The organism is Thermostichus sp. MS-CIW-36 (assembly GCF_054059035.1).
The window spans coordinates 25144-48561 of sequence record NZ_JBSSBR010000011.1 but is presented as its reverse complement, the minus strand read 5'-3'; the positions used below and the strand labels follow the sequence as shown (position 1 = coordinate 48561).

At 60.0% G+C, this 23418-nt stretch carries 16 protein-coding genes and 1 tRNA gene; 11 read left to right on the top strand and 6 right to left on the bottom strand.

All coding sequences use genetic code 11. The features are described from left to right. Positions 1 to 39: 39 nt before the first annotated feature. From purL to psaM, 3 genes are all read right to left on the bottom strand, one after another. Positions 40 to 2397 (bottom strand): phosphoribosylformylglycinamidine synthase subunit PurL, encoded by a 2358-nt coding sequence (gene purL, locus ACVWVQ_RS06905; protein ID WP_457507582.1) that lies wholly within the window; start codon positions 2395 to 2397, stop codon positions 40 to 42. 12 nt (positions 2398 to 2409) lie between these two features. Continuing rightward, positions 2410 to 4914 carry an ATP-dependent DNA helicase RecG gene (gene recG / locus ACVWVQ_RS06900; protein ID WP_457507624.1) on the bottom strand — a complete coding sequence of 835 codons (2505 nt, stop codon included), beginning with the start codon at positions 4912 to 4914 and terminating at the stop codon, positions 2410 to 2412. Positions 4915 to 5108: 194 nt separating this feature from the next. After that, the gene (psaM, locus tag ACVWVQ_RS06895) at positions 5109 to 5201 is read right to left on the bottom strand and encodes a photosystem I reaction center subunit XII (RefSeq protein ID WP_011434349.1); all 93 of its coding nucleotides are present in this window, start codon (positions 5199 to 5201) and stop codon (positions 5109 to 5111) included. Positions 5202 to 5462: 261 nt separating this feature from the next. Between psaM and glyA the strand changes: the two genes are divergently transcribed. From glyA to ACVWVQ_RS06880, 3 genes are all read left to right on the top strand, one after another. Then, positions 5463 to 6788, top strand: a complete 1326-nt coding sequence (glyA, locus tag ACVWVQ_RS06890) for a serine hydroxymethyltransferase (protein WP_457507580.1) — start codon at positions 5463 to 5465, stop codon at positions 6786 to 6788. Positions 6789 to 6836: 48 nt separating this feature from the next. Continuing rightward, on the top strand, positions 6837 to 7955 hold the full coding sequence (locus ACVWVQ_RS06885) for a glycosyltransferase family 4 protein (protein ID WP_414375029.1): 1119 nt from the start codon (positions 6837 to 6839) through the stop codon (positions 7953 to 7955). A gap of 71 nt (positions 7956 to 8026) precedes the next feature. Next, positions 8027 to 8593 (top strand): hypothetical protein, encoded by a 567-nt coding sequence (locus ACVWVQ_RS06880; RefSeq protein ID WP_148202776.1) that lies wholly within the window; start codon positions 8027 to 8029, stop codon positions 8591 to 8593. A 5-nt stretch (positions 8594 to 8598) separates the two neighbouring features. Here ACVWVQ_RS06880 and ACVWVQ_RS06875 read toward each other — a convergent pair whose 3' ends face one another. Further along, positions 8599 to 9126 carry an adenine phosphoribosyltransferase gene (locus ACVWVQ_RS06875; RefSeq protein ID WP_011434353.1) on the bottom strand — a complete coding sequence of 176 codons (528 nt, stop codon included), beginning with the start codon at positions 9124 to 9126 and terminating at the stop codon, positions 8599 to 8601. A 210-nt stretch (positions 9127 to 9336) separates the two neighbouring features. Between ACVWVQ_RS06875 and ACVWVQ_RS06870 the strand changes: the two genes are divergently transcribed. Together ACVWVQ_RS06870 and gcvT are read left to right on the top strand one after the other, a co-directional pair. After that, positions 9337 to 9774, top strand: coding sequence for a hypothetical protein (locus tag ACVWVQ_RS06870; RefSeq protein WP_457507578.1), 438 nt, complete (start codon positions 9337 to 9339; stop codon positions 9772 to 9774). Between the two features lie 259 nt (positions 9775 to 10033). Then, positions 10034 to 11182: a glycine cleavage system aminomethyltransferase GcvT gene (gene gcvT, locus ACVWVQ_RS06865; RefSeq protein WP_457507622.1), complete on the top strand. Its 1149-nt coding sequence runs from the start codon at positions 10034 to 10036 to the stop codon at positions 11180 to 11182. 22 nt (positions 11183 to 11204) lie between these two features. On the opposite strand, the gene ACVWVQ_RS06860 is transcribed toward gcvT, so the two are convergent. Beyond that, positions 11205 to 12161, bottom strand: a complete 957-nt coding sequence (locus tag ACVWVQ_RS06860; RefSeq protein ID WP_414375392.1) for a sigma-70 family RNA polymerase sigma factor — start codon at positions 12159 to 12161, stop codon at positions 11205 to 11207. A gap of 1333 nt (positions 12162 to 13494) precedes the next feature. On the opposite strand from ACVWVQ_RS06860, the gene ACVWVQ_RS06855 reads away from it, so the two are divergent. The 6 genes from ACVWVQ_RS06855 (at position 13495) to ACVWVQ_RS06830 (ending at position 23070) form a co-directional block, all read left to right on the top strand. After that, on the top strand, positions 13495 to 13869 hold the full coding sequence (locus tag ACVWVQ_RS06855) for a DUF1257 domain-containing protein (protein WP_457384385.1): 375 nt from the start codon (positions 13495 to 13497) through the stop codon (positions 13867 to 13869). Positions 13870 to 13891: 22 nt separating this feature from the next. After that, the gene (locus ACVWVQ_RS06850) at positions 13892 to 15007 is read left to right on the top strand and encodes a pentapeptide repeat-containing protein (RefSeq protein WP_457507576.1); all 1116 of its coding nucleotides are present in this window, start codon (positions 13892 to 13894) and stop codon (positions 15005 to 15007) included. 111 nt (positions 15008 to 15118) lie between these two features. Beyond that, entirely contained in the window at positions 15119 to 17494 is a 2376-nt protein-coding gene (locus ACVWVQ_RS06845) for a phosphoketolase family protein (RefSeq protein WP_457507574.1), read from the top strand. Positions 17495 to 17837: 343 nt separating this feature from the next. Beyond that, entirely contained in the window at positions 17838 to 18860 is a 1023-nt protein-coding gene (mraY, locus tag ACVWVQ_RS06840; protein ID WP_457507620.1) for a phospho-N-acetylmuramoyl-pentapeptide-transferase, read from the top strand. A 283-nt stretch (positions 18861 to 19143) separates the two neighbouring features. Continuing rightward, complete coding sequence (locus ACVWVQ_RS06835; protein WP_457507618.1) at positions 19144 to 20220, top strand: ABC transporter substrate-binding protein; 1077 nt, start codon at positions 19144 to 19146, stop codon at positions 20218 to 20220. A gap of 243 nt (positions 20221 to 20463) precedes the next feature. Continuing rightward, positions 20464 to 23070 carry a DUF3536 domain-containing protein gene (locus ACVWVQ_RS06830; protein WP_457507572.1) on the top strand — a complete coding sequence of 869 codons (2607 nt, stop codon included), beginning with the start codon at positions 20464 to 20466 and terminating at the stop codon, positions 23068 to 23070. Positions 23071 to 23252: 182 nt separating this feature from the next. Here ACVWVQ_RS06830 and ACVWVQ_RS06825 read toward each other — a convergent pair. After that, positions 23253 to 23326: transfer RNA gene (locus ACVWVQ_RS06825), tRNA-Pro, on the bottom strand. Positions 23327 to 23418: the final 92 nt, after the last annotated feature.

The window sequence follows — 23418 nt, the reverse complement described above, 5'->3', positions numbered from 1 at the left end:
GAACGAGAGGAGGGCTAGGGATAATCCAACGAAGCAGTTTCATTTGGATTGGAAATAACTGGGGTCTGGATGGTCTGCAAAGGCGCCGTGATAGGCGGCCTGCATTGCCGCCAAAGACACCGACAACACGGGATCCCCTTCCGCAGTGGTCAACACCAAGGGATCCTCAGGGGATCCCACCTCTCCCAAAAGCTGCCACTGGCCGGCAAGCTGCGCTTCTAAGTAGGCTTCCCAAGCAGAGCGCTGGGCCGGATCCACAGAAACCAGGATGCGGCTGGATCCCTCGCCAAACAGGGCCTGATCCCAGCGCAAGGATCCAGGAGCCAGGGAGAGGGTTGCGCCGCGGCCTCCGCTCAAGCAGGCTTCTGCCAAAGCCACAGCCAATCCCCCCTCGCTGCAGTCGTGGGCAGAGCGCACCCAGCCCTGGCGGATTCCATGGCGACAGGCAGCTTGCACCCGCTTTTCCAATTCCAGATCCACTGGCGCGGGCCGGCCCGTAACTTGCTGGTGGATGACCGCCAAATACTCGCTGCCCCCCAAGCTGGTGAGGGCCTGGGATCCCAGGAGGTAAATGAGATCCCCTTCTTGCTGCCACCCCTGGCCACAGATGCATTTCAAGTCGGGAATAAGACCCACCATGCCAATGACAGGGGTAGGGTAGATAGCCTGCGATCCCTGGGGGGTGAGGGTCTCGTTGTAGAGAGAAACGTTTCCCCCCGTTACCGGCGTACCGAGGGCACGGCAGGCATCTCCAATCCCCCGACAGGCCAGGGCCAGCTGCCAGTACACCACCGGGTTTTCGGGATTGCCAAAGTTAAGGTTATCGGTAACAGCTAGGGGATCGGCCCCCACACAGGTGAGGTTGCGGGCAGCTTCCGCCACGGCTGCCTTGGCCCCCTCGTAGGGATCCAAATACACCCAGCGGCCATTGCCATCCAGGGTGGCAGCGATGGCCTTGCGGGAAGCTCGCAGGGGCGGCACCTCGCCCACGCCAAACTTTTGGGAACGGATGCGGATAACCGCCGCATCTCCCTGACCCGGCCAAAGGACGGTGTTGTTTTGCACCTGGTGGTCGTATTGGCGATAGATCCAAGCTTTGCTGGCCAGGGTGGGGCTGGCCAAAAGCTGCAGCAGCACCTCTTTCCATGCCAGCGTTGCCTGAGCGAGGTGGATCCCCTGGCAGTTACAGAGGGGCAGCGTGGCGGGATCCCATTGCCAAGCCTCTTGGACATAGGCGGGGGGCTCCTGCAAGATGGGGCGCACATACACAGGGGTATCTTCCGCCAAAGCCCGCGCCGGCACCTCCGCCACCCGGGATCCCTGGTGCCAAATTTCCACCACCGGATCTGCCAGCACTTCCCCAACCACACGGGCCTGAAGGCCCCAGCGCTGGAAGCTCTCAATTAACTCCGCCTCGCGGCCTTTTTGCACCACCAGCAGCATCCGCTCCTGGGATTCCGAGAGCAGGTATTCCCAGGCAGCCATGCCGCTTTCCCGCGCCGGCACTCGGTCGAGGTCAAAGCGGATCCCCACCCCTCCCTTGGCGGCCATCTCCGCGGTGGAGCAGGTGATCCCGGCTGCCCCCATATCCTGGGCAGCCACCACAGCTCCTGTGGCAAAGGCCTCCAGACAGGCCTCGATGAGACATTTGCCCAGGAAGGGATCCCCCACCTGCACCGCCGGCAGATCCCGTTGGGAGTGCTCCCCAAGTGAGGACTTCGTCCCGCTGACGCGAACGGCGCTGGCAAAGCTGGCCCCGCGGATGCCATCCCGCCCGGTGGTGGAGCCTACATACAAAACGGGATTTCCCACCCCTTGGGCTGCAGATTTGACAACCGTAGGGGTCTCCAGCAGCCCCAAGGCCATCACGTTCACCAGAGGATTGCCCGTGTAGCAGGGATCCACGGCCACCTCGCCGCCTACGGTGGGCACCCCAACACAGTTGCCGTAGTGGGCAATGCCCTCCACCACCCTGGCCATCAAGCGGCGGTTGCGGGGATCGGTCAGCGGCCCAAAGCGCAGCGAGTTGAGGAGGGCAATGGGACGGGCGCCCAGGGTAAAGATATCCCGCAGGATCCCTCCCACACCTGTGGCCGCCCCCTGAAAGGGCTCCACCGCTGAAGGATGGTTGTGGGACTCGATCTTAAAAGCCAGCCAATCCCCCTCCCCCAAATCCACTACGCCGGCATTTTCCCCCGGCCCCACCACTACCCGCTCGCCCGTGGTGGGAAAGTTTTTCAGCAGAGGGCGGGAGTTCTTGTAGCAGCAGTGCTCCGACCACATCACCCCAAACATGGCCAGCTCCGTGGGGTTAGGATCCCGTCCCAGCTGCTGCTGGATCTTCTGGTATTCGTCTGGGGAAAGGCCGTGGGCCTTTAAGTCTTCGAGGGTATACATCGCCTATAGCCATTAGGTCAGCAGCCCAGGGCCCAGGAGACGGGCCTGCCGCTCTTCCAGTATGCGGCTTAAGGGGGGCCACCGCTTCAAGTCGGGGTCAAGGGCCAGGAGCTGTTCTGCCGCTTGGCGGGCCAGGTGCAGCACCTCTTGATCGTCCATGAGGCTGGCCAGGGCAAAATCCGGCAGCCCCGACTGGCGGGTACCCATCACCTCCCCTGGGCCGCGGAAGCGCAGATCCATCTCGGCAATGAAAAACCCGTCGTGGGACTGCTCCAGCACCTTGAGCCGCCGCAGGGCCTCCTCGCTTTTGGATCCTGTCATCAGGATGCAGTAGGCCTGGTCAGATCCCCGCCCTACCCGCCCCCGCAGTTGGTGCAGTTGGGAGAGCCCAAAGCGCTCCGCATGCTCCACCAGCATCACCGAGGCATTGGGCACATCTACCCCCACCTCCACCACCGTGGTAGAGACCAGAATATCCAGCTCCCGCCGGCGAAAGGCCGCAATGACAGCTTCCTTCTCGCTACTGGTCAAGCGCCCGTGCAGCAGGCCCACCCGAAATTGGGGGAAGACTTTTTCCTGCAGACGCTGGTGTTCCTCAATGGCGGATTTCAGATCCAGCTTCTCCGACTCCTCAATGAGAGGCAGCACCACGTAAGCCTGCCGCCCTTGGGCAATTTCCCGCTCCATCAGCCGCACCACTTGTAGGCGATCTCCAGGTCGAGCCACCACCGTATGCACGGGCTTGCGCCCCGGGGGCAACTCGTCAATCTGGGTAACATCCAGATCCCCATGCAGGGCCAGGGTGAGGGTGCGGGGGATGGGGGTGGCGGTCATGGTGAGCACATCGGGGTGATCCCCTTTTTGTTGCAGGGCGGCCCGCTGCTCTACTCCAAAGCGGTGCTGCTCGTCGATGATGACCAGCCCCAGGTTGCGAAACTGTACCGCCGGCTGGATTAAAGCATGCGTGCCCACCACCAAGGGCAATTCCCCAGTCTGCAACTGCCGCAAGATCTCCCGGCGTTTGGCGGGAGGGGTGGAGCCGGTCAACAGTTCGACGGGCACCTGTAGCTGGCTTAGCCATTCCACCAACTTGCGGTAGTGTTGCTCGGCCAAGACCTCGGTGGGAGCCATCAGGGCCGTTTGCCAGCCGGATTGAATGGCTGCCAGCAAAGCCGCCACCGCCACCACGGTTTTGCCGGATCCCACATCCCCTTGGAGCAGGCGGTTCATGGGCAAGGGATCCCGCAAGTCCGCCAGGATCTCGTCAATGGCCCGCTGCTGGGCAGCCGTGAGCTGAAAGGGCAGGATTTGATAGAAGCGATCCAATAGCTCCCCTCGAGCCGGCTGGTAGCGGGGCACGGCCTGGGCTTGGGTGCGGTAGCGCTGCCGCCGCTGCAAGAGGCCCAATTGCAGGTAGAAGAACTCGTCAAACACCAACCTTCGCCGCGCTTGGGCCAGACATTCTGCCGTCTCGGGAAAATGAATCTGCTGCAGCGCCGTGGGCAGATCCAACAGGTGAAACTGCTGTTTTAAGTCGGGGGGCAAGGGATCCTCCACCAACGCCGCCGCCGGCAGGGCCAGTTGCACCGCCTTGCGCACCAGATCGGCGGGGATCCCTTCCGAGAGAGGGTAGACGGGCAGGATCTTGCCAACCCCAGAACTGTCCTGCAGGCTGCCCTCGCTGGCCAGTACTTCAATTTGGGGGTTGTCCAACGTCAGGCCCAGCCTACCCTTTTTCACCAAGCCACTGGCAGCCACCACCGCTCCCTTGGGGTATTGCCGCTCCAGAGAAGCTTGCCAACTGCGCTGGGCAAACTGCCGCCCGCTGTAGAAGCGGCTGAGGGTGAGGGTGCCGCTCTTGTCGGCGATTTTCAAGTTAAAGATGGTCAGGGTGGGGTTTTTGGGGCTGGTGAAGCAGGTGCAGCTTTTAACCGTCCCCACCAGAGTCACGGTTTCTCCCACCTTGGCCTGGCGGATGAGCACCTGCTGGGAGTAGTCCAGGTGATCCCGGGGAAAGTAGTACAGGGCATCCCGCACGGTGTGCAGGCCCAGTTGTGCCAGCTTTTCCGCCGACTTGGGGCCAATGCCTTTGAGAAATTGCAGCGGCTGCTCCAGGCTAAGGCTGGCGGGGAGAGGCGGGGAAATGGGGCTCTGGGAACCCCACCGCTGTTGCGACGAGGCCGCCAGCGGGCTAGGTGGGTGGGAACGAGGGCTCCGCCCCGTTGGTGCGAACGGTTGGGGCTGCTCTTGCTGACGTCGGACTCGCTCCAGCCAGCGGCGAGTTTCGGCCACCAGGTGCTGGCGTTCGGGCAGCTCCAGCTCCGGGTACAAGGTATAGCGGGATCCCAGTTCTCGCCACCGCCGCCGGTCATCTCCATCCAGCACCCAGTCGGAGGGGGGATCCTGTCCAAACACGCTCCCCACAAACTGAGAGAAGGTCTGCTCTCGCCCCTGGAGATTGGTAAACCCCAACTCTGCTTCCAGAGAAAGGGCGCGCTGGAGCCGCTGTAGATCCACCTGCGTCAAGTTGCTTGGCTGCCGGGAATACTCCTTATCAATTCAACTTTAGCCAACAACGGCAGTACAGCCGAACAAGCACAACAGCGCAAGCCACACTCTCCATGTCTTGATAGAGAAAAAAGCCTGCCTTGTTACTCCGCAACGCTGTCGCGACGGGGCAGGCCAAAGGGATCCCTGGGGATGAGGGGGCTTCAGCTACGGGCCAAGGCGGATCCCAAAAGCAGAGCCATCACTGCCGGAACCAAGGCAATCGCCAGGATGGTGAAAACTTGCGCGTCCGTCATAGCCAACTCCCTAACAGTGGAATTGCACAAAAGTCAGCCCCCTCACTCTACCGTAGCTTGAGGGGTAGCCCTGACATCGAGAAGAAAAGCTCAACATTCTTTACAAAGCAGCCCCTGTCCATCTCGGTTGACCCCAAGTATAAAAGCCGGGGCCTGCACTGCTGGTTTGCGGGTCATGCTACGATGTTGCTTCGCAACGCTGTTGCGACGGCGAAGCAGTTCTTGCCCATTCCTCCTGCGAAGTTCGGTCTTGGCGTCATCATGGTAGCTGCTCCACAAAGTCTGACCACCTCACGGGATAGCTTGGCCATCCTGGCGGAAACGGATCCCTTGGTTTACCGCCTGATCCAGCAAGAGCTCAACCGGCAGCGGGATCACCTGGAGATGATCGCCAGCGAGAACTTCACCTCTCCTGCCGTCTTGGCAGCCCAGGGCTCGGTGCTCACCAACAAGTATGCAGAAGGGCTGCCGGGCAAGCGCTACTACGGCGGCTGCGAGTTTATTGACGAGATTGAACAACTGGCCATTGACCGGGCTAAGCAATTGTTCGGGGCAGCCCACGCCAATGTGCAGCCCCACTCGGGGGCGCAGGCCAATTTCGCTGTTTTCCTGGCCCTGCTGCAGCCAGGAGACACAATTATGGGCATGGATCTGGCCCACGGCGGCCACCTTACCCACGGCTCCCCGGTAAACGTCTCCGGCAAGTGGTTCCGCGTGGTGCACTACGGGGTGCATCCGCAGACGGAGCGGATTGATTTTGACCAAGTGCGGGATCTGGCCCTGCAGCACCGGCCCAAGCTGATCATCTGCGGCTACTCTGCCTATCCGCGGACAATTGACTTTGCCGCTTTCCGCGCCATTGCCGACGAGGTGGGGGCCTATCTTCTGGCCGACATTGCCCACATTGCCGGCTTGGTGGCCACTGGACATCACCCCAACCCCGTGCCCCTCTGCGATGTGGTGACCACCACTACCCACAAGACGCTGCGAGGGCCGCGCGGGGGACTCATTCTCACCCGCGACCCAGAATTGGGCAAAAAGCTGGATAAGGCAGTGTTCCCCGGCAGCCAGGGGGGGCCGCTGGAGCATGTTATTGCTGGCAAGGCGGTGGCCTTTGGAGAAGCCCTGCAGCCCAGCTTTGCCCAGTACTCGGCCCAAGTTATCGCCAATGCCCAAGCCCTGGCGGGATCCCTGCAGCGGCGGGGCATCCGGCTAGTTTCGGGGGGCACCGACAATCACCTGATATTGCTGGATCTGCGCTCGGTTTCGGCGGTGCTGGAAAAGACTGGGGCGGCGGATCCGGTGATGACGGGCAAGCGGGCGGATCGGCTGATGGGGGAGATCCACATCACCGCCAATAAGAACACCATTCCCTTCGACCCACAGCCGCCCTTTGTAGCTAGCGGCCTGCGTCTGGGATCCCCAGCCTTGACCACCCGCGGCTTGGGGCCAGTAGAATTTGAAGAAATTGGGGAGATCATCGCCGATTGTCTGTTTCAGCCTGAGGAGCCTGCTGTGTTGGAAGAGTGTCGCCAGCGGGTAGCCCGGCTCTGTCGCCGTTTCCCCCTCTACCCCCATCTGGGCTAACCGTCTGCGTAGCGGGACAGAGTCCTCGATACATCTCTGCGGCTTGCCATGCCCTACTTGGTCGCGTTCCTTGCTGCTGCCTGTGTGGTTCTGTGGGCAACCCCAATGGTGAAGGCAGTCGGGATCCGCAGTGGCCAGTTGGATTTTCCCGATGAGCGCAAGATCCACCGGCAGCCGATGGTACGCCTGGGGGGGGTTTCCATCTTTTTTGGCAACTTGGTGGCCCTGCTGTTGCTCTGGGGAGCCGGAGCTTTTGGGGGCTTGCGCACCGAGCAGGAGTACGAGATTTGGGGGGTGACGATCGGTGGGGTTTTGTTTTTTTTGATTGGCCTGGCGGACGACCTGTTTCACCTGTCGCCTTTTTCCCGCTTGTTGATGCAATTCGGCGTGGCTGCTGCCGCTTGGGGAGTAGGGGTGCGCATTGAGTTCATCAGTCTGCCCGGGAGAGGGATCTGGCCCTTTCCGGTGTGGTTGAGCCTGCTGATTACCCTGTTCTGGCTGGTGGGGATGGCCAACGCCATCAACTTCATGGACGGGCTGGATGGGCTGGCGGCAGGGGTGTCGGGAATTGCGGCAGTGGTGATGCTGATCGTAACCCTGCTGCTGGATCGACCGGCGGCGGCCATGCTGGCGGCGGCTTTGGCGGGAGCTTGCCTAGGCTTTTTGCGCTACAACTTCAACCCGGCGCAGATCTTCATGGGGGATGGGGGGGCCTATTTTTTGGGCTTTACCCTGGCTGGGATCGGGGTGATCGGGGTGGCCAAGGGGGTGACCACGCTGGCAGTGGCTCTGCCTTTCTTTATCTTGGCGGTGCCGATCCTGGATATGTCCACCGTAATCCTCAAGCGGCTGGCCAGGGGGAAGTCGCCTTTCCATCCCGACAAAGGCCACTTGCACCACCGCTTGCTCAAAGCCGGCCTATCCCATCGGCATTCAGTGCTGCTCATCTACGCCATGACCCTCTGGGGGGGATCCCTGGCCTTGGCCTTGGCGGGCTTGCCGGCAGGAGGCACCTACCTGGGGGGAGCCTCGCTGGTGCTGGGGGGGGTGGCCTGGGGGGCTTGGCAACGGCATCGCCAACGGCGACGAGCTTTGCCCTCGGAGGACAGGCCCGAACAGGGATATGTTGCTTCGCGCCATCACGACCAGGAATGTCAAGAAGATTGAGCCGGGCTTGTTCTCCATCGCTCGCCTGCCTAGACTGGAGCTGTTTTAGCGTTTTAGCTCTGTGTTGCCCCATGCGCCCCACACCTGAGTTGGCAGCTCTCCTGCGCCGCACCGCGGATCGTATCCAATCTCAACACTGGGGCTTCTGGGACTGGGAGTACTGCTGGCGGGACAGCACCCGCTGCAATTGCGGCCTGTTGGTGCGAGAAGCCCTGGGCTGGGATCGGCAGCAACTCAGCCTGCGCATCCACCGCGGCACCTGGCGCTCCATCGCCCAAACCGCCTACCGAACTGTTGCCCTGGCCTTGAGGGATCCCTGGCAACTGGAGGGGCAGTGCGAGGCCACCGGCCTGCGGCTGGGGTATGTGTTCGAGAAAATGGCAGAGCTGGGGTTCGACCAACCGGAAGACTTTGCCGCCCTGGAGGAGCTGAGCGATCCCGTAATTCTGGCCCGCCTGGCGGAAAAAGGTGTGGAGCCAGCACAGCGCGACCAGGCGATCCATGTGGCGCTTTACATGCGGGAACTGGCGGACTGGATTGACGAACAACTGCAGGCGCAGGCTCAGATCAGCCGCTTGAGCCAACCTTTGCCCAAAACACCAGGGATCCTCGTCCAACAGTCGGTGCACCTTACTTGAGGAACTCAGTTGCCTTCCTCTACCATCACCACATGGGCAGGGATCCCAGGGGGAAGAGCCTTGCAGCCGGACAAAAAGGCCAGCTCGATTAAGAAGGCAAATCCCCCCACCTCAGCGCCGCTCTGGGCCACCAATTGGGCGGTGGCAGCGGCTGTACCCCCGGTGGCAATGACATCATCCACGATCAACACCCGCTCTCCAGGCCGCAGGGCGTGGGCGTGCAGTTGGAGCTGGTCTTGGCCGTATTCCAGGCTGTAAGTCTGGCTGAGCACCGGCGGCGGCAGTTTGCCTGGCTTGCGAACCGGGACAAAGCCCAAGCCCAGGTGTTGTGCCAAAGCAGCCCCTAAAATGAACCCCCGCGACTCGATGCCGACCACATAATCTAGGGATCCCATGCCGGTGGTGCCGGCGGCCAACTGTTCAATAGCCGCCCGGAAGCCTGCCGGATCCTGCAGCAGGGGGGTCATATCCCGAAAGAGGATGCCGGGTCTGGGAAAATCGGGCACCAAGCGAATGAGGGCTCGCAGATCCATCCTGTTTTCCTCGCTGGCCAGTGGCTTGCTGTTCGCGTTAGCGGGACGGAGTCCTCAAAGGACGCTCCAAGCAACCCATCATACTCGGTTAGCTAATGGGCAGATGGGATCCCTTTTGGTCAGTCGAGCAACGGGGAAGATTTTTTATAATTGGCAAGGCTAGGGGCCGCGGCTCACCTGGTCACCCATCTGTGAACTCGGAGACTTCTCATGCGTTATTACATGGCCATCGACTCCAATCCCCTAGCCAGTTTGCCGCTGGCTCTGTTTGGGGTGAGTAGCGAGTCGGCCTATGTCGATCTGCTGCAAGACAAGCTCATTGTGCGGGCGGGCAGCCTGTTCAACGAGACGTTCTCCCTGAGCGAGTTGGGACAAGGGGAGCGCTTCCCCTGGCCTTGGTACTACGGACTGGGCGTGCGCACCGATTTTCAGGGGATCGTTGGCCCGGTAACCAGTGCCCAAGGGGTGATCGCCATTCCACTGGTGCAGGAGAAGCCTCTTTTTATTCCGTTGCTGGGGCCGGTAGGGCTGCAAGTGCCCTGCAAAAAGCTGGTCTTCAGCCTCAAAGATCCAGACACCTTCCTGGCCAACTTCAACCAGGGTCGCCCAGAGGTCAACGCCGGCCCGAAGAATGTGGTGATTGATTGACGCTCCTCCCGCTAACGTAAGGCAAGTAGCAGGAGATTCCCCCTTCACCGAGTCTTGACCCGATGCCGTGAAGACATCACGCGAAGCACTGCGACGGATCTGGGTAGAACCGCAGGGATCCCTACAGGTTGCCAACGCAGCTCAGGGTGTGGAGAAGACCCAGGGTACCAGCTCCCACCGTCGTCGATGGACAGGATCCCCAAAATGCGCGACGGTGAGTTTATTCTGGTCGTTACGCTGGACGCCAAAGGGATCCCTGATGAGTTCAACCCCGCTGCAGCGCACCCCCTTGTTCCCCCTTCATCAAGCTTTGGGGGCGCGATTTGTCCCTTTTGCCGGCTGGGAAATGCCGGTGCAGTATCGGGGAGTGATAGCAGAACATCGATCAGTACGGGAGAGGGTGGGGACATTCGACATTTCCCACATGGGCAAGTTCACCCTCTGGGGGACGGATCTGGGATCCCACCTCAGCCGTCTGGTTCCCAGCGATCTGAGCGCTGTTCCTGTGGGATCCGGTCGGTACACCGTCCTGCTCAATCCACTGGGGGGCATTTTGGATGATGTCATCTTCTACCGGCATCCACCGGAGGGTGAGCTGGAGCACTGGAGCGTGATCGTCAATGCAGCCACCCGGCAGAAAGATTGGGATTGGCTCAACCACCACTTCCAAGGGATCCCCGGAGTTAACCTGCAGGATCACTCCGATGCTCAGGTTCTGTTGGCGGTGCAGGGGCCGGCAGCCGAGGAGGTTCTCCAGCCCTTTTTAGAGGGATCCCTGAAGGCTTTGCGCCAGTTTCAGCACGGTCGGTTTGCCACAGCAGCGGGAACCTCGGGAGAGACTATCTTTGTGGCCCGCACCGGCTACACCGGAGAAGATGGCTTTGAAGTTATGCTCAGCCCCGAAGATGGCATCCGCCTTTGGGAGCAACTGATTCAGGCCGGCGTGCAACCCTGTGGGCTGGGCTGCCGCGATACCCTACGTCTGGAGGCCGCGCTCCATCTCTACGGGCAGGACATGGACGAGAGCACCACTCCCTTGGAAGCCGGCTTGGGCTGGTTGGTGAACAACCCAGAAGACTATATCGGCAAGCCCGCCATCGAAAGCCAACGGGAGCAAGGGATCCCTCGCCAACTGGTGGGGTTTCGCATGTTGGAAAGTGTTCCGCACCCCTATCGCGGACGGGCCATTCCCCGCAGCGGCTATGCCATCTACGCTCCCAACTCCCCTGAGCCGATCGGACGGGTAACCAGCGGCACCCATTCTCCCAGTTTGGGCTACGGCATCGGCTTGGGCTATGTCGCTCCGGCTTGGGCCAAGGTGGGATCCCGGCTGGAAATTGAGATTCGGGGGCAACGCCGGCCTGCGGAAGTAGTGAAAAAACCTTTCTATCGTGCTCCGCACCGCTGACGGGAACAGGCGCAGGCTCCGGTTAACCCAGGGGGTTGAGCCGTTTGCCGGTCTTGGGAGTGGAGTATTCCTGCTGCAGCCGCCGCAACTTCCGCAAGGCCCGCCGTTCAATCTGTCGTACTCGCTCCCGCGAAAGACCGATGTGCTCCCCAATTTCCCGCAGCGTTAGACCTCTGGATCCATCCAGCCCATAGCGAGCCACAATGACCTGTCGCTCTCGTTCGCTCAGTTGGCCCACCAGAGCGCGGACTTCCTCTCGATGGGCAACCTGGGTTAGGTGTTCGACAGGGTCGTTGTCTTCATCTGGGATAAAGTGCTGCAGTTCGGTGCCATCTTCATCCCCTACCCCCACATTCAAAGACCGCATCTCTGCCATGTGGCGGGTGATCAGCTCACGGTAGTTATCGCCGATATCCAGAGAATCAAAAACTTCTTCTGCCTGGGGGCGGGATCCCCTTTCGGCAGATAACTCGCGGTAGCGCCGCTTCACCTGGGAGACTTTTTCGTACATGTGGGCCGGCAGACGGATCATCCGCCCCTTGTTCTGGATGCCCCGGTTCACACTTTGCCGGATCCACCAAGTGGCATAGGTGGAGAACTTGTAACCACGGGTGGGATCGAACTTTTCCACGGCGCGGGTGAGGCCGATCGTGCCTTCCTGAATCAAATCCAGAAACGGCAAGCCGCGATTGCGATAGCGCTTAGCAATCGACACCACCAAGCGAAGGTTACACTCCACCATTCGTTTCTTGGCTGCTTCCCCCTGCCGCAGGATCTGCTGCAGCTCTGCCAAGGGGATCCCCAACCGCCGGCTCCAATCTTCCACCGACTCGTGGGGCTGCCGCTGTTCTAGGAGCGCCACCATCCGCTGCACCTGGTGAGCCAAACGGAGTTCTTCTTCAGCGGTGAGCAACGAGTAGCGCCCAATCGTCTTCAAGAAACGCCCCACCGCATCTTGCAAGTCAAGACTTTCCGACATATCAAACCCCACACCATAAATTCATGTCCTGTCAGAATCGCCACTTCTCCTGTTGTTGCATCAAGCCGTCTTCCTGTGTGTGAAGCTGACCTTTCTGCAAACAGCACCTTATTCATACCAGCACAAAAGCCCTTTCGTAAAGGCTTTAACTCTAAAAACTTGAGCCAGAATCGAGTGCTTGACTCACTAAATTTATTGAGTCTGGCTCACTAGACTCTATTAGGAGCGTCTAGCTGCCCATTTTGTTGATTAAAAACTCTACTAAAAGGGTAGCCGAGAAATTAACCATTTCATAAGCCTGGATTTGAGGCTTAGGAAAGTTACGAAAGATTGTTCTAAACAATCAACAAGTTTTTGATGCTAAATCAGATTGCTCATAAGCTAAGAAAGCAAATTTTTTCACTCATTTTGTTAGAACTAGAAATGGATATTTCTGTTTGCAGAACTATCGGAAGGGCTTGCTCGGCAGGGAATAGAAAGGTTCATCAGCAGGTTTTTGGAATGCCTTGAGGTGAATTTGGCACGTCATCGCCGACAACCTCAGCCGGAAACAGATGAGGACGGATCCCTGTGGGACGGGTTTTTGCTTCTGCCTCTAAACCTAGTGGAAGTTATCGCCAATACTCGACTTTGGACACTAGATGCAGATCTAAGATTTCTGTATCACCGAACACGCTAGGCGCGGATCCCCGGCATCGGTGCTCTGCACCGCCATCGCCAACGCCGCAGCGCGCACCCACATAACAAGGCAGGTCAGGTCAACCCTGCTCTGAGCAGTCCAGCCGCCATCCAGGCCCAGGTGTGCTGCACTCTTAAGGGAAAAAATTGGGAACTCCGTTCCGCTCGCGCGACCCGCTGCGGGATGGTTGACCAAAAAACTGGGTTTAAAGCCCCGCCCTAAGGCCTACGGCCCGCTGACGCGACTAGGGCGGCTTTGTGCTACGCTGCCTGCGACAGCAGGGTAGTCAGCCGCTTTAAAAGCCCAACAGTCTCACGACCGGATACAGCCTCGATAGGTTTTGTGGTTGTTGTTTGCAACGGTGCCTAGGGGCATAAGGACTCTGTCCCGCTGGCGCGAGAGGGAACCGCCCCGCATTCGCATCAGCGGCGCGGAGCGCTTGGGGGAACGCCTGGGGAGAAAGGCCTACGGCCCGCTGCCGCGATGAGCACCGCTGCTTTGGAGGGGCAACCCAAGGCGGTAAGTGCTGCCGCAGAACCAGGAACCAGAATCTCCCGCCTTTAGGCAGGGGGTTATGTCAAATTTCTTCCATAACTGCAAGGGGGCTTTATAGTGAGGATCCCAATCTCCATCCGTCAAAGGATTGGATCTGCCATGTCTCACTTCACCACCCTGCAAGTGCAAATCAAAGACGCCGATCTCCTGGAAGAGACTCTGAAGGAATTGGGCTACGCTGTGCAGCGGAATGCCAGCCTGCGGGGCTATCTCTGGAACCGCACCCGCGCCGATCTGGTGATCCGGCAAAAGAATGGCTTCGACATCGGGTTTCGTCGCAACGGGGATCACTACGAGCTGGTGGCCGATCTGTGGGGGGCGGGCATCGATCCCAAGACCTTTCTGGAGCCGATCTTGCAGCGCTATGCCCACAAAAGTTTGCTGCGCTCAGCCCGTGAGCAGGGCTATACCATCGAGGCCGAAGAAGTGCTGGAGGATGGCACCATCCGCGTGGTGGTGGGGCGTTGGGTATAGCTAGGCCCATCGGCATCCGCCCATGGTAGGTAAGCCTCAGCCGGCTGTCAGGACTGACCAGGGATCCCGGCCCCAACCTTGGGATCTGGTGTTGGGGGGGCAAATGGCAACCGGGAGCGCCCCTGCCCACGCCTTGGTGTTGGGAGGTATCGAGGGGGCGCGGAGACGACTCACCCACAGCGATGAAGCCGTGCGCTTGGCCACCCTGCCCCAGTTGCTGCAGTACGGGTCGGCGGGCCTGGCCGAACTCATTGAAGCCCTCGCCGGCAATAGCTCTTGGGCAGTCCGCTTGGCAGCTTGGCGGCTGTTGTCTCAGCTTGGCCAGCCGGAGGCAGAACGGGCCTGTCGCACCTACAGCCCTTTTCGCCCGGTGGGGGGAGCGCAAGGGGTGATCGTGGCCTATCGGCGGGGGGAGCGGGATTTTGCCTATGCAGACCTGGAGGGAGCCGACCTTCAAGAAGCACGGCTGGGGGGGATCAACCTGTGGGAGGCCAACCTGAGGCGGGCCAACTTGCGCTTTTGCAACTTCAACGGCGCCCACCTGCGCCGGGCGGATCTGCGCCAAGCGGATTTGCAAGGGGCCAAGCTGAGCGGAGCCGACTTACAGGGAGCCGACCTGCGGGGATCCGACCTGAGGGGGGTAAAAGTTAGCGGCACCAGCCTGCGGGGATCCCGGCTTTCGGAAGAGACCCACCTAGAAGAACGGGTGCGCCACATCTGGCAGTTGCAGAACTGGGGGGGACAGGGACAGGATTTCTCCGGCCAAGACCTGAGCAAAGCCGATCTGCGGGAACTGGTGCTCTGTCAGATCCGGCTGAGGGGAGCGGATCTGAACCGGGCGGATCTGCGCGGATCCAACCTAGAGGGAGCAGATTTGGGGGGAGCCAACCTACAGCGGGCGGACTTGCGGGGGGCCAACTTGCAAAATGCCGACCTGGAAGGGGCCAATCTCAGCGGCGCCGAGCTGCGTCAGGCCCAGTTTCAGGGGGCTAACCTGCGGCGGGCCGATGTCAGCGGGGCCAACCTAACCCAAGCCAACCTGGAAGGAGCTCAGATCGAAGGGTTAAAGCACAGCGGATCCCGGATTGCCGGCCTGATCTTTCCCGACGGCACCCCGATCAAGCCCTGGTGGTGGTAACAGGTGCCTACCGCTCACCCAATGAGCCAAATCCAAAGGAATCCCAAGATCCCCCGGCAATTGGGCAAACCCGGATCACCATAGGAGTAGAGATACCTATGGGGTACAGCTATGGTTCTGGCAGAACAGCTCTCGACAAAACCGCTCACCGCCGACGAGCTTCGCAAAATGGATGCCTACTGGCGGGCCGCCAACTATCTGTCGGTCGGGCAAATCTATTTGATGGACAACCCGCTGCTGCGAGAACCCCTAAAACTGGAACATGTGAAGCCACGCCTGCTGGGGCACTGGGGCACCACACCCGGGTTGAACTTCATCTACGTGCATCTCAACCGCATCATCAAACGGGAAAACCTCAACATCCTCTACATCACCGGCCCCGGCCACGGTGGCCCTGCTCTGGTGGCCAACACCTACTTGGAAGGCACCTACAGCGAGGTGTATCCCAACATCGGCCAAGACGCCGAAGGCATGCGCAAGCTCTTCAAGCAATTCTCCTTCCCCGGCGGCGTGCCCAGCCACGTGGCTCCGGAAACCCCTGGCTCCATCCACGAGGGGGGAGAACTGGGCTATGCCCTGGCCCACGCCTTTGGGGCTGCCTTTGATAACCCCGATCTGCTGGTGGCCTGTGTGGTGGGGGATGGAGAAGCGGAAACCGGCCCCTTGGCCGCTTCCTGGCATTCCAACAAGTTCCTCAACCCCATCCACGACGGAGCAGTGCTGCCGATTCTGCACCTGAACGGCTACAAGATCGCCAATCCCACCGTTTTGGCCCGCCTCAGCCGTGACGAGCTGCAAAATCTGTTTGTGGGCTACGGCTACAAACCCTACTTCGTAGAAGGCTGCGAGCCGGCAGAGATGCACCAGTTGATGGCCGCCACTTTGGACACGGTGATCCACGAGATCCAAGAAATCCAGCAGCATGCCCGCAGCAAAGGGGATCCCACTCGTCCCCAATGGCCGATGATCATCCTGCGCACCCCCAAAGGCTGGACCGGCCCCAAAGAGGTGGACGGCAAAAAGGTGGAAGATTTCTGGCGCTCCCACCAAGTGCCCCTGGCGGATCTGGCCAAAAAACCCGATCACCTCAAAGCTCTGGAAGACTGGATGCGCAGCTACAAGCCGGAAGAACTCTTCGATGAAAATGGCCGTCTGCTGCCGGAGCTGCAAGAGCTGGCTCCCAAAGGGGAAAAACGCATGGGCGCTTTGCCCCACGCCAACGGCGGCCTGCTGACGCGGGAGCTGAAAATGCCGGATTTCCGTCGCTACGCCGTGCCTGTCCCCCGCCCCGGCACCACCGAAGCCGAAGCCACCCGAGTTCTGGGGCAATTTCTGCGGGATGTGATGAAGCTCAACCCCCACAACTTCCGCCTCTTTGGCCCCGATGAAACCGCTTCCAACCGCTTGGATGCTGTGTTTGAGGCCAGCGACCGCACCTGGGTAGCTCCCATCTACGATTGCGACGAGCACCTCTCCCCAGATGGACGGGTGATGGAGATCCTCAGCGAGCACGTCTGTCAGGGCTGGCTAGAAGGCTACCTGTTGACCGGGCGACACGGGTTCTTTTCCTGTTACGAAGCCTTCATCCACCTGGTGGACTCGATGTTCAACCAACACGCCAAATGGTTGAAAACCACCCGGCACATTCCTTGGCGGCGGCCCATTCCTTCCCTCAACTACCTGCTGACTTCCCATGTGTGGCGGCAGGATCACAACGGCTTCAGCCACCAGGATCCCGGCTTTTTGGATCACGTGGTCAACAAAAAGGCCGAAATCATCCGCGTCTACCTGCCCCCGGATACCAATACTTTGCTCTCGGTGGCCGACCACTGTCTGCGCAGTCGCCACTACGTGAATGTGATCGTGGCGGGCAAACAGCCGGCCCTGCAGTACCTGGATATGGATGCGGCCATCAAGCACTGCACCCAGGGCTTGGGCATCTGGGAATGGGCCAGCAACGATCAGGGTTCAGAGCCGGATGTGGTGATGGCCTGCTGCGGCGATGTGCCGACGATGGAAACCCTGGCGGCGGTGGACTTCCTACGGCAGCACCTGCCGGACATCAAGATCCGGGTGGTGAATGTGGTGAACTTGATGAAGCTGCAGCCGCCCAGCGAACACCCCCACGGCATCAGCGATGTGGATTACGCCAGCATCTTCACGCCGGACAAGCCCATCGTGTTTGCCTTCCACGGCTATCCCTGGCTGATTCACCGCCTCACCTACCGTCGCCCCAACCACCACAACTTGCACGTGCGCGGCTACAAGGAGGAGGGCACCACCACCACCCCCTTCGACATGTGTGTCCTCAACGAGGTGGATCGCTTCAGCTTGGCCGATGATGTGTTGGATCGGGTGGAGCGCTTCAAGTACGAGCGGGCCCACATCAAGCAGATCATCCAAGACAAGCTGGTGGAGCACAAACACTACATCCGCGAGCATGGAGAAGATCTGCCGGAGGTGCGCAACTGGAAGTGGCCCTACTGAAGGGATCCCCACCAACTATGGCCATTTCAATTCAAACTGGGACACCGCACCCCCACCGAAAACGTTGGTTCCGTCATCGCGTCGTCCCGCAGTCGCGTCGTCGCGTCAGCGTTGCGGAGCAATAATGCATAGAGCTATGGGGCTTTTCTCCGTAGCCTAGGCATCTCACCCTAACCTGAAATCACCATAGCTTTCGCCTCTGAGCTCTGGCAGGATAGAGTTTTCTTGGGCTCTGCCTGCCGGAGTTTTCTGAAGTCTAGAGGTTGAGGGTGTGAGGGGTTCAGAAAGGGTGGATGCGGATACACCTCTCGATCTGGAGGTGGAAGAGACGGAGTGGGGAGGGATGGCGCTCTCGCTGGGGCTGGGTTTGGCCCTCTCGACCCTTGTGATCGGGATCCGCCCCCAGGTGTTTGTTCCTTTTGGATTGAGCGTGTTGGGTTCGGCCCTGCTGGGATCCCTGCTCATCCCCGGATTGCGGCGCTGGAAGGCAGGGCAGGTGATCCGCCAGGAGGGGCCCCAATCCCACCAGAAAAAAGCAGGCACACCCACCATGGGCGGGATCAGCTTTTTGCCCGTGGGGCTGCTGGTGGCGGGGATCTGGAGCGGCTGGGATCCCCATTGGCTGGCTGTCGCGCTGCTCGCGCTGGCCTACGGTTTTGTCGGCTGGCTGGACGATTGGCTGGTGATCCGACAGCAATCCAACAAGGGGTTGTCTCCCCAACACAAGCTGTTGCTCCAGGTGGGGGTCGCCCTTGGGTTTTGTGTCTACCTGGCCTGGCAGGGGATCCCGACCAGTCTGACCTTGCCGGGGATAGGCACCCTCTCTCTGGGCTGGCTGTTCTGGCCCTTGGCCCTGTTTGTGTTGGTGGGCACCAATAATGCCGTAAACCTCACCGATGGTATGGACGGCTTGGCGGCAGGGGTGGTGGCCATCCTGCTGATTGGGCTGGGGCTCCTTCACAGGGATCCGGAGCTATCGGTGTTGGCCTTCGCCTTGAGCGGTGCTTGCTTGGGGTTTCTGGTTCACAACCACCACCGGGCGCGGCTGTTCATGGGTGATACCGGATCCCTGGGGTTGGGGGGCGCTCTGGCCGGGTTGGCGCTGCTGGGGGATCAGCTCTGGGCCTTGGCCCTGATGGGGGGAGTGCTGGTGGCAGAGGCGCTGTCGGTGATGCTGCAGGTGGGCTACTTCCAATACACCAAACGCAAAACCGGCACAGGCCAACGGCTGCTGCGCATGTCGCCCTTGCACCACCATCTGGAGCTGGGGGGCTGGTCAGAGGTGCAGGTGGTGGGATCCTTCTACGGGGTAACGGCGCTGCTAGTGGGGCTGGGCTGGGCCTGGTGGCACTGGGCGGGAATTTGAGTTGGCGAGCTGGGGATGCACGGTGATTCCAATGGGGGCCTGACCTCGAAGGGGTCATTCCAAAGCCGACGGAAAGTTGGCCCCGCAGATTTGATCTCCCTCCAGGCATTGTGAGCGTGGTGAACATTCTGCCCAGAGGCAGATCCTCTACAGTCTTGGCACACCGTTCTTAAGAAGCAAGGGTTGCACTATGGATCTAGGCCGCCGTACTGTTCACGCCCTATCTCACCTGCCCCGCCTCTTCAAGCGTAAGCGCGGGATCCCTTTGATGTCGTTGGTATTGATGTCGTTGGTATTGGGCATGGCGCTGGCACTGACGACCCTGCTGGGGATGGGATCCCAGGCCCAGAGCCGGTTGGTGGATGTGAAACTTCAACTGAAATGGTTTCCGCAAGCCCAGTTTGCCGGATACCTGATCGCCAAGGAAAAAGGATTTTACGAAGCCGAAGGTCTGAACGTCGAGCTGCTGCCGATTGGAGATCAATCCCCCATCCAGACAGTGGTCGTGGGCGGAGCCGACTTTGGCAACACTTGGATCACCGACCTGCTGACTGCCCGGGCTCAGGGGCTGCCCGTGGTTCACATCGCCCAGATCTTTCAGAAGTCGGGCTACGCGATGGTGTCTCTCAAATCCAGCGGGATCAAAAGCCCTGCCGATTTCAAAGGTAAAAAGGTGGGCATTTGGCCTTCTGGCAACGAATATCCGGCCCTGGCTCTGATGAAAGCCTTCAACTTGACCACCAGCCTGGATACAGGGGTGACCAACCCCGATGTGGAGCTGATCACCTATGGCTTCGATCCGGCCCTGGTTTTTCCCGATAAGGTGGATGTAGCCTCGGCCATGCTCTACAACGAGCTGAATCAGATCGTGGGTTTGGGCTACCCCCTGAGCGAACTCAACGTCATGCACCTGCCAGACTACGGCATCAACCTCTTGGAAGACCTGCTGTTCACCACCGAGCGCGTTTTAAACGAAAGCAACTTTAAGGGATCCGGCCAATCGGGCAAAGCCATCGCGGCCAAATTGGTGAAAGCCTCGATCAAGGGTTGGGATTACGCTGTGGCCAACCCAGAAGAAACGGTGCAGGTGGTTCTCACCTTCTGCGGCGCAACCTGCAAAGGATCCGGCTCGGAAGCGGATCCCCTCAAGCACCAAACCTGGCAAATGGCTGAAATTGCCAAGCTGTATCAGGCGGGCCCCACCCTGGAAGGCAATGCTGGGTTGCTGGTGCCTTCGGTGTATCGGGCCAACGTGGAAACCTTGAAATCTTTGGGCATTCTCAGCGCCGATCCGCCTGCTGCGGTGGTGGATTATTCGGTGTGGGAAATGGCCACCGGCAAATCGGCCCCCACCGGCTAAGTCCGGGGATCCAACTGGGCAGAGACTGAGACCCGTTCAGGAAGGGATCCCGGCTGGATCCCTTCTGTTGTGAGGAAAACGCAAAGATTACTGACCGATGTTTGTTCCCTGTCAAATTTCCAACTGAATCTTTTACATTCACCGTTGCAGATCGGGGATCGCTGTAACGTATGGATATGAACTTAAGTTAACAGTGCGTTCCCCTGTAACCCAGTTGGGGGCCTCTAAAAGGAGTACGATCCTATGCTGCCGAGTGGCTCCAAAAATTCCGATAGGCCAGCGGCACAGTCAGAGCCCAGCGATTCGGTCTCCGACCCGCCGACGCAAACGGCTCCTTGTCCAGTAGGTGCTGCCGATCTTTCCCCGGCACGGCCAAAGGCAACTGCTCCCTACGTGGTGTTGCACGGCCATTTTTATCAGCCGCCTCGGGAGGATCCCTGCCTCAACCGCATTCAGCGACAGCCGAGCGCCAGCCCCTTTCACGACTGGAACGAACGCATTTTGGCGGAATGTTACCGCCCCAACGCCTTTGCCCGCGTTCTGGATGACCAGGGAAGGGTGGTGCGTATTGTCAACAACTATGAATTCCTGAGTTTTAACTTCGGCCCCACTCTCCTCTCTTGGTTAGAGGAGCATGACATTGAAGTTTACCAACGCATTTTGGCCGGCGACCGTCTCAGCGCTGAGCGGCTGGAGGGTCATGGCAATGCCATCGCCCAAGTCTACAACCACGTCATCCTGCCCCTGGCCAACGAGCGAGACAAGTACACCCAGATCCGCTGGGGAATTGCCGATTTTCAACACCGCTTTGGGCGCCATCCCCAGGGGATGTGGCTGGCCGAAACCGCTATCGATGCAGCAACGGTCACAGCCTTGGTTGAGTGTGGGATCCGCTTCGTCATTTTGGCCCCCAGCCAAGCGCAGCGCATTCGCCCCTTGGGACAAACGGAGTGGATCGACGTTAGCCAAGGCCAGATCGATCCCCGTCGGCCCTACCGCTGCTTTACCCCCGATCGGGAGGGGTACTTGGATATTTTCTTTTTCGATGGCCCCATTTCCCGTGACTTGGGCTTTGGGGATATCGTCTACAGCACCCACTCTCTGGCGGAGCGGATCCGTTCCGCTCTGCGCCCGGACAAAGAGGGGGAAGCCTATCTGGTCAACTGTGCCACCGATGGCGAGACTTTTGGCCACCACAAGCGGGGTGTAGAACGCACGCTGGCCTATGCCTTTTGCGAGGAATTTCCCCGCCGGGGCTGGCAGGTGGGCAACTACAGCCATTTTCTCAGCCAACATCCCCCCACTTGGGAGGTGCAACTGAAACCGGTCACCGCCTGGAGCTGTGCCCACGGGGTAGGACGGTGGTCGCGAGACTGTGGCTGTGGAGCGGCGGGAGGGTGGCACCAACGCTGGCGGCAACCGCTGCGGGAGGCCCTCAACTGGCTGCGGGATCAGCTGGCCGAGATCTACGAGACAGAAGCCAGAGCCTACCTGCGGGATCCCTGGCTGGCGCGGGATCGTTACATCGAGGTGATTTTGGATCGGGAGCGCTGTGATGCCTTTTTGCAGGAGCACCAGAGCCACCGCCTCACCGCCGAAGATCGGGTGCAAGTGCTGCGCCTGTTGGAGATGCAGCGCTACAGCCAGTTGATGTTCACCAGTTGTGGCTGGTTTTTCGAGGAGCTATCCCGTCCTGAAGGGGTGCAGATCCTGCGCTACGCGGCACGGGCTATCCAGTTGGCAGCAGCAGTGGCGGATGTCAACCTAGAAGAGGAGTTTTTACAGCGCCTGAGCAAGGCCCCCAGCAACCTCGACCTCTACAGAGACGGCAAGGGGGTCTATTGCGCCTTGGTGCGCCCCAGCTTGATCAGCCCGCAGCGGCTGGTGGCCCGGCACGCCATGTTTTCCCTTTTTGACGGGATCCCCCGTTCCCAGGGATATGTGCTGGATCAAGTGGATCAAGATCGCCTGACGATAGGAGGATCGACGCTGGCCATCGGGCGGGTGAAGCTCTCCTTTCCCACCACCCGCGAAGAGCACGACCTGATCTACGCCATGCTCCATCTCGGCGGCTGGGACTTTCAATGTGGCGTCAAGCCGTTTGCCGGGCGGCGCATCTACGAGCAGATAAAAGCGCGGCTGCTGGCCGGATCCCACAGTCGGATCCAGATGATCCTGACCCTGCAAGACCTATTTGGGCCGGAAACCTTCGACTTGAACGCCCTCGACGACGAAGATCGGCAGCAGATGATGCGCTGGCTCACTCAAGATACCCTAGACCGCCTGGCCCAGCTCTACCGCCAAACCTACCTGGACAATTACGGGGTCTTGATGGCCTTTCGGGCCGACGGCCTGCCGATCCCGGAAGAGTTGTTGGCCGCCGCTCAGATCACCCTCAACCAACGCCTGTTGACCAGTTTGCGGGCGATGGAAATGGAAGAGGGCAAGCGGGATCACCTGCTGGAATTGCGGGCAATTGTGCGCGAGGCCGAGCAGTTGGGATGCCAGTTGCGGCGGGAAGAGGCAGCCCGGGTTCTGGATCGGCTCCTACAGCGGGGGATGTGGCACCTTGCCCACGCTTTTGAGCCGGAGACCTTCGGCGAACAGCTCTACAACCTGGAAGAATGGCTGCAATTGGCTGCAGACCTGCGCCTGCCCATCAACTTGGATCGCCTGCAAGAGCTCTATCTGACAGCGCTGGAGCGTCAAATTGGCCCGCGTTGCCCAGCTTGGCCCCAAGAAGATTGCCGAGACATTTCCGCCGAAAACCTGCACCGCCTCTTACAGATTGGGCAGCGGATTCGGGTTAACGTCAACGCCTGGCTGCGTCACTTACAACTCCAAGATTAGGGTCATTTCAATTCAAAATAGGACACTGCACCTACACCCAAAACGTTGGTCGCGTCGTCGCATCTTCGCGTCAGCATTGCGGAGCAATAATGCACAGGCTTGTAGGGCTTTTCTCAGCAGCCCAGGCGTCTCACCCTGACCCGAAAAACTACCAGTTGACAGCTAAGTGAACTTCAAGCCTATCGGGATGACAGGATTCGAACCTGCGACCCCTTCGTCCCGAACGAAGTGCGCTACCAAGCTGCGCTACATCCCGACTGACGGGCCCCTCTAACCGCCCGCCGAAGCTCAACAAGTATAGCACGCCGGCTACGAACAATGATGACAAGGGATCCCCGGCAGAGAAGG